Raw genomic sequence first — 6,408 nt, forward strand, 5'->3', positions numbered from 1 at the left:
GAGCCTGAATCTCTTGCTGTTGAGCGAGGATCAGCGTTCTGACGCTGGCTGGTGTTGCCAGCCAATCCGCTTCTGGTATCCCGGAAGGAGGGGTGCTCATCACAGGCGGTCTCTGCCTGAGATGCAAACGGGAATCAAGCTCCCGTCAAGGGTTCAGCAGGGCTGAAGTTCGCAATGAGCCGTCCCGACCCCTGAACGGTTACGTGAAAGGTTTGGCACGTAGCAGCGACCCGCCACGAATTAGCTGCCATGCCACGAATCCCCGCCTCCTGCATTCTTCCTCTGCTACCTGCTCCATGCTTGCCTGGCGCATCCTGCCGTCCAACCGGATAATGGCACGATCGCCACATCCTTGGATGATCCCTGGATTAAGTTGAAAGGGTGAGGGATGCCTTGAATGAAGAATTGAACGTAAGTGTTCATACCGTCTCACCGTTGATAATGTTTGCAAGAATGATACCATGGCAGCGTATGCTACCCCTTGCTACTTTGCATTTTTGGCAGAATGCCAACGCTTGACAGAATGCAGAGAATGAGTGGACACTTTTCCCGTTAATGAATAGGTGATACATTATACGTACCTGCCATCATGACGCTCTACATTATCACCCCAAGACGAAACACGATAGGTTCCCCTGGCATGATCGTACTAGTGGTGAGCCAGGCCTCACGGAACGCCTGCCGATCCCTGACCGCCACCGGAAACCCTGAGGGGAGCTGGTGGCCCTCGATGCCCGAGCTTGATGACGCCGCCCTGGCTGTGCTGCTGGAGGCCCTCACCGACCGCAAGACCCGCCGCTGGCTGGTCGGACGGTTGCGCCCACGGCTGGCTGGCCGCCCGCACCCGATCGTGCGGCTGGCTCGGCGGCGCCGCCCTGGGCTGCTGCCGATACGGAACCACACCCACAGAGGTGCGGAACGCCATTAGACGGCAGTGGCCGGCTGGTGTTACGCCTGGGGCTGACCCACTGGAAAACACCATGCCCAGCACCTTCACCACCCTGCCCGAGCTGTGGCCGCTGCAGCCGGGTGAACCCCTGCCCGTCGCCGCCGAAGCCGCGTTCGCCGTGCTGGAGATCGCCGCAGCCGCGAGTGACGACGCGGAAGGACCGCTGGCCCAGCTGGGCGCCGCGCCGGACGTGACGCCTGAGGCGGTCGAGCTGGGCGTCAGGTTGCGCCAGTTGCTGGCCGAGGCCGCGGCAACTGCAGATCAGCTGGCCGCGACAACTGGGCATAAGGAGTGAGCTGGGGCCCCGGCGGTTTGGGCACGTTTTGGGCACAAGCCCCAGAGCCGATCCCTGAAAAGTCAATCGGGGCGACAGGATTCGAACCTGCGACCTAGTGCTCCCAAAGATCCCCGCGGAGCCAGTCAGAATGACGGATGCCGCGTCAGAACTGGCTTCCTGACTGGGCCTGAACGGCACTGATCGGGCAGAAACGGGTAGTTTTGTGCTCAGTTTGTGCTCACTGCGTGCCACGCGTCAGCCATTCAGAGGCCTGGGAGTCCAGCCTGCGTGATGCTGTCCGCAGCTCCACAGCGCGCGGTTGGTCCGTGCGCGAGCAGCGCGGCGGGGTGCGCCTCCTGATCCGGCACCCCGATGGCGGGATGGAATCGGTTGTCCTGCCCTTCCCCTGGTCTCGCCAGGAGGTGGGCCCGATCCTGGTCCGGGTGCGCAACATCTACCTGCTCACCCTCAAAGGCCACGCACTTCAGGACGCTGCGGCCATTGCCCTGGGTCGAGGGCCTCAGCGCAAGGACAGCTGGACCGAGGCGCTGCAGCACTTCCGCCAGCAGAAGCTGGATCACGGCGGCGCCATTCGTCCGATCACCTGGGCCAAGAACTACGCGCCGGTGCTCGAGCTGGCAGTGCAGTTGCTGGAGGGCCCCAAGCGTCCTCCGGATTCGGCTTCGCTGTTGGATGCCTGCTTGCGTGGCTGGGCGCCTGGGACCCGGGCCCGACAGATCCGGGCGCAGTCGCTGGCGCAGTTCCTGCGGCATTGCGTGGAGCGCGAAAAATTCCCCGCGAGCTGGCGGCCACCGCTCGATCTGCGGCGGCACATCGGTGTCCCTGCAGCGGAGACGGCTGCCGGCCACCGCAAGGGTGATCCGTTCACCGATCTACAAGTGCTGCAGCTGCTGGATTCCCTGCCCACCGATCAACCTGGCCGCCGGTGGGCTGATGCGTTTCGGCTGCTGGCGGAGCTGGGCCTGCGGCCGATCGAGCTGCAGCACCTGGGGGTGCGCAGCGAACCGGGCAGCGGCAAACCGCTGTGGTGGTGCAGCTACCGCAAGCGCAGCGGCGGTGGAATGACAACCCCGCGTTGGGTGCATCCGCTGCCGCTCACCGACTGGGACGGGCGGAGGCAGGACTGGCAGCTGCTGGAGCGCTGGCGCGCCGGCGCGATCGAGCTCCCGCCCCTGGGCAACGGGCCAGGAGCGGCCGATGCGATCGGCACTTACCTCAAACGCCAGCAGGGCTGGGTGGAACTGCGGGAGCGCATGGCGGAACGAGGAGAGCGCGCTGTGCCGTACTCGTTCCGCCATGGCTACAGCCTGCGGGGCCACCAGCTGGGGATCGACCCAGGGAGTGTGGCGCTGAGCATGGGTCATTCGCTCGAGGTGCACCTGCGCAGCTATCCATGGGCGTCAGGTCAAGGAGCGGCGGCGGCGTTTGCCAAGGCCTTAGCGACTTAGCGAGGCAAGAGCAGGACCGATACACATGCGGCAGCAGCAAGGGCGTCCCTTCTGCCGACACTTGATCCCCTCTACCTGATCAACCGATGCGGTTCTGCAGGAACAAACGGCTACCCGTCGTATCCGCCATCCGCCAGGGGACGTCAATGAACGCTTCCGCCGCAAATCCAACGCGCCGCTCACTGCTGGACGTTGGATTGACGCCAGGGAGGGCACGCACTCCTGCTGGGGAGCTGGGGGTGATGGCGCGCGCGACGGTCCACAGCACCTGCCGGCCCTGGTGGTGCCGCTCGAAGCGATAGCCATAGGCCTCATGTCCGCTCCGCCAGGACATCACCCCCTGACCCAGCAAAGCCGCCAGATCGGTAGTGGTGAGGACCAGGGCGTTATCGGCAGCCTCGGCAAGCCCACGAGCCCGCAGCAGGGGATCCGCCGTTGGGGCCGCCGCCGCCTCCCGCATGGCCGCCACCAGCAGCGCAAGGTCGTTGCCTGGAGACCTCACGATCGCCGTGGCGTCTGCTGCTGTCACTGCCGTCGCACTGCCATCAGCCGCCACCGGCTTCAGGCCAGGGAAGGTCCCCATGGGCTGCCCTGACTGGAGGTGTTCGTGGAGCCTCTCCCCGAGTTCGATGAAGGCGCCCGGCCAGGTGGTGAGGGTGGAGGAGACGCGGATCAGCTCGACCCCGAGAGCGCGGGCGCGGGCCTTGAGGCCGTTGCGGCTGATCCCCCATCGTTTCTCCAGATCCCGGATGGAGAGATCGGCGGGCGCCACGTCAGAGAGTGCTGTCATGGTGTCGCGGTGCTGGCTCGACAGCAGGATGACGTGGATTTGGGATGCTGTCGAGCTGTCGCGCTGCCATCACGACAGCAGGTGAGGGTGCGGGTACGGGTGGCCGGAGTGTTCTCCAGGGGCGGGGCAGCACTGCATCGGGAGAGAGTGCTGTCCGAATCGCCAATCCCCCGGCGACCCCGAGCAGAGATCAACCATCTGATTGAAGCAGGGGGCGAGGAGGTCCACACCTGCCGCAGTTCCGCCCCTGTCGACCCACCAGCACTCAGAGGAACCGCGCAGCAATTTGAACGCCACCTATGCGAAGCGCCCTGACTGGACTGTCATCGAAGACTGTGCAATAAACTGTTGTATTCGGCAGTGACGTCGTCAAAGCCTAGCGTCCAGAAGTAATAGCCAAATGCTCCACCTTTGCATTGCTGCTCCATCTCTCTAGCGAAGATCACATCGACCACCAGAAAATGTGGCCAATAGAGTGGCTCAAAGAGCTTGACGCCTGCCGGTACTGAGGAGAAATCCATGCACACGCTGCCCAACCCATGTCCAGGGTAGGAAAAGTAGATCGAGGATCCCTTATTGGCAAAGTAAGGGGCAACATCGTCCGCCAACGCAGTCTCCATCGCCCGTTCACTGAAGCAGGGTGGGGGATCAGTGATCCATGATGGTTGCGTACGGAACGACTTATTGGGCAAGAGGCAATCAACCCTGGTTGCCACCTTCATGGCCCAATACTGCTCATGCTCGACGTCTTGAGGATGCTTGGTCCGAATCGCCCTTGCCTCAAAGCTGCAGCCAGCGTGACGCTCGAGAAACGTCTTGAAAGAGTTCGATACTACAAAGAAGTCTCCCAAGTGATAGAAGTTCTGCATGCTGACACTGCTACGAGGAGGTTGTCCAAAGTGAAAGACAAGACCATCCAAGAAGGGCGGAAGCGTCGAACGACGACATCGCTCATTCTGGCCGAGTAGTCCAACGTCGGGAGTGCCTCCAATGGCGCCTTCGAGTCTGTAAGGTGCTGGATGACCGCATGGGGACATGAGGCTGAATGTAGTCATTCTCGAAAAGAGATAGCCGTAGAATTACACTCTAATCGTTGAAACTGTGTCTGCTTCCAAAAAGGACGCTCCTGCAGCGATCAGCCAGCCATCGCCAACTAGCCTCGTTTCGCGACAATTACCAGATTCTCGGCGTAAACAGCGAATTGGAGTTGACAATTTACTACTTGTGCGCAACAACTCATTATAAGTGTGCTGTCTGACTTCACTCAGACCATTGATCCACACCCCATGTCACCAGGCGGGTCATAGGTTCCGTGCCAACCAATCAGCGTACGTTCAAACGAATCCACAAAGTAGCGTGAGCCAGCAGGAATCTTGACGACGCCGCCGCCATAGGCCACCAGCATCACTTTAGAGGCTTTACGCTCCTGCGCTTCATCCCAAAAGTTGCTACTCGGGAGCTGCTTGGGATCTCTTGGCGGACACCAGCACGCATCTTGATCAAGACAACTCCGCTGCAGGACGCTTGCCAACTCATGGTGTTGATGCCTTCTTGCAATATCAGCTGCACTCTCATTCTCATAAGTGAGTGTCCCGGTTGCCGTGCCAAGGCGAATCAGCTCGCGACAGGCTGGCTCATGACCGAAGCGTGCGGCCTGATGCAAAAAGGACCATCCGGAAAATGGATTCACGTATCTACTGCAGCCACTTGCGAACCGTGGTTCTGACTGCCAGAGGGTCAGAACATGCGCCCAGTTTCCCTTTTTTGCCTCGGCGTAGGCACTCTCAACGGATTGTTGCTTCTTCTCCACGCCCCGGCTAGTTCAACATGGCCACGAGGATTCTATGTGGTGCGTTGTCAGTCTTTCTCGGTTGGTCCATGCCTCACTTCTTCGGGGCTGAATGAGGGCGCGTTGCTTCCTCTCCTGGCGCTGCCGATTGTTGTTGGTTGATGGCCCCCTGCAGACCCGTGGCCCGTGGCATCACATGACCTAGCGCAGAGGCATTTCCTGCTGCGGATCGGCATCGCCTTCTTCATCGAGCCACTCCACACCCCAGTGGGAGCCGATGAAGCGGCCCACCACCGACGGTTCGTTGCCACCTGGGGGTCCGCCTGGGGTCGCGCCCGAGCTGGCCAGAACCAAACGACTTCTGCTAGTACAGGTGTTCTCTGTGCTGGTGTTGTCGTGGCTGCTTCCCCACCCCGCTCCCGAGGCACACGGCTGGCCCCCAGCCCAGCGGCGGACGATGGCGGCTACGAGCAGTGGCCCTACCTCGATGAGGAGGTGCTGCTGGCCAGCCGCAGCCGCAAGGTCTGCATGACCTGCCACTGGTTTCGCCACCACACCGGGGTGAACGGCATCCCGGTGCTCACCTGCCAGCTGCATCAGGGCTTGCTGGCCAATGGGGAGCACCTCACCCGCCGCTGCCAGGGTTGGACCGAAGACATGACGCGCCAGCGGGGCTGGTGCCCGGAGGTGGGATAGGCCGCTGACGGAAGGCGGTAGGGGAACAGGCGTGGGGGACGCACAAAATCCACGATCTTGGATCGAGCCAATCCAATTGGGATCTCTATTGGTAGTCAGGGCATTCGTCCTCGCTGTCGCGATGCCATTTCCCCTCGCCGCTCTGCTCCTCACGCTCGGTGGTCCTCAGCCCTTCAACGTGTCTGGATCCGTTGAGGCCGTCACCGCGCCAGCAGCCATCGGCGCAAGCCGATGGGTCGCCCAAAGGCAGGGCGCTGCCCTCGCCCCTTCCCTGCAGGGCAAACCCGTTGTGGTCGACATCTATGCCAGCTTGCCCGGTGTCAACTACGTAGGCGGGTCGCGTCAATTACGTAGGCGGGTTACCCCGGGGCCTCCCCCTGCCATGGCAGGGGGAGGCGACAGCGAAAAGTGAGCCACCCTGGCCCGGTCCTCTGCCAT

Annotated in this window: 7 protein-coding genes; 4 read left to right on the forward strand and 3 right to left on the reverse strand. The window is 62.0% G+C overall.

Going from position 1 to position 6,408, the window contains the following annotated elements; translation table 11 throughout:
* Positions 1-730 precede the first annotated feature (730 nt).
* From KBZ12_RS18220 to KBZ12_RS18230, 3 genes are all read left to right on the forward strand, one after another.
* Positions 731-928: a hypothetical protein gene (locus KBZ12_RS18220; protein ID WP_254959484.1), complete on the forward strand. Its 198-nt coding sequence runs from the start codon at positions 731-733 to the stop codon at positions 926-928.
* Positions 929-980: 52 nt separating this feature from the next.
* Positions 981-1,244, forward strand: a complete 264-nt coding sequence (locus tag KBZ12_RS18225; protein ID WP_254959485.1) for a hypothetical protein — start codon at positions 981-983, stop codon at positions 1,242-1,244.
* A 308-nt stretch (positions 1,245-1,552) separates the two neighbouring features.
* Entirely contained in the window at positions 1,553-2,695 is a 1,143-nt protein-coding gene (locus tag KBZ12_RS18230) for a site-specific integrase (protein WP_254959486.1), read from the forward strand.
* A gap of 79 nt (positions 2,696-2,774) precedes the next feature.
* On the opposite strand, the gene KBZ12_RS18235 is transcribed toward KBZ12_RS18230, so the two are convergent.
* The 3 genes from KBZ12_RS18235 to KBZ12_RS18245 all read right to left on the reverse strand — a co-directional run bounded on the left by KBZ12_RS18235 (position 2,775) and on the right by KBZ12_RS18245 (position 5,175).
* A complete protein-coding gene (locus tag KBZ12_RS18235; protein WP_216914313.1) occupies positions 2,775-3,485 on the reverse strand; it encodes a hypothetical protein in 711 nt (236 codons plus the stop codon).
* A 323-nt stretch (positions 3,486-3,808) separates the two neighbouring features.
* Positions 3,809-4,354 (reverse strand): hypothetical protein, encoded by a 546-nt coding sequence (locus KBZ12_RS18240; protein ID WP_254959487.1) that lies wholly within the window; start codon positions 4,352-4,354, stop codon positions 3,809-3,811.
* Between the two features lie 395 nt (positions 4,355-4,749).
* Positions 4,750-5,175 (reverse strand): ankyrin repeat domain-containing protein, encoded by a 426-nt coding sequence (locus KBZ12_RS18245; protein ID WP_254959488.1) that lies wholly within the window; start codon positions 5,173-5,175, stop codon positions 4,750-4,752.
* Positions 5,176-5,670: 495 nt separating this feature from the next.
* On the opposite strand from KBZ12_RS18245, the gene KBZ12_RS18250 reads away from it, so the two are divergent.
* Positions 5,671-5,970 (forward strand): galactose oxidase, encoded by a 300-nt coding sequence (locus KBZ12_RS18250; protein WP_254959489.1) that lies wholly within the window; start codon positions 5,671-5,673, stop codon positions 5,968-5,970.
* The last annotated feature ends 438 nt before the right edge of the window (positions 5,971-6,408 follow it).

Origin of the sequence: Cyanobium sp. Cruz CV13-4-11 (genome assembly GCF_024346055.1) — a bacterium.
Classification (GTDB): domain Bacteria; phylum Cyanobacteriota; class Cyanobacteriia; order PCC-6307; family Cyanobiaceae; genus Cyanobium.

Excerpts from the sequence above, each read along its gene's own strand:
- KBZ12_RS18240 (WP_254959487.1), bottom strand. The coding sequence starts at position 4,354 with ATGCAGAACTTCTATCACTTGGGAGACTTCTTTGTAGTATCGAACTCT.
- KBZ12_RS18235 (WP_216914313.1), bottom strand. The coding sequence starts at position 3,485 with ATGACAGCACTCTCTGACGTGGCGCCCGCCGATCTCTCCATCCGGGAT.
- KBZ12_RS18225 (WP_254959485.1), top strand. The coding sequence starts at position 981 with ATGCCCAGCACCTTCACCACCCTGCCCGAGCTGTGGCCGCTGCAGCCG.
- KBZ12_RS18220 (WP_254959484.1), top strand. The coding sequence starts at position 731 with ATGCCCGAGCTTGATGACGCCGCCCTGGCTGTGCTGCTGGAGGCCCTC.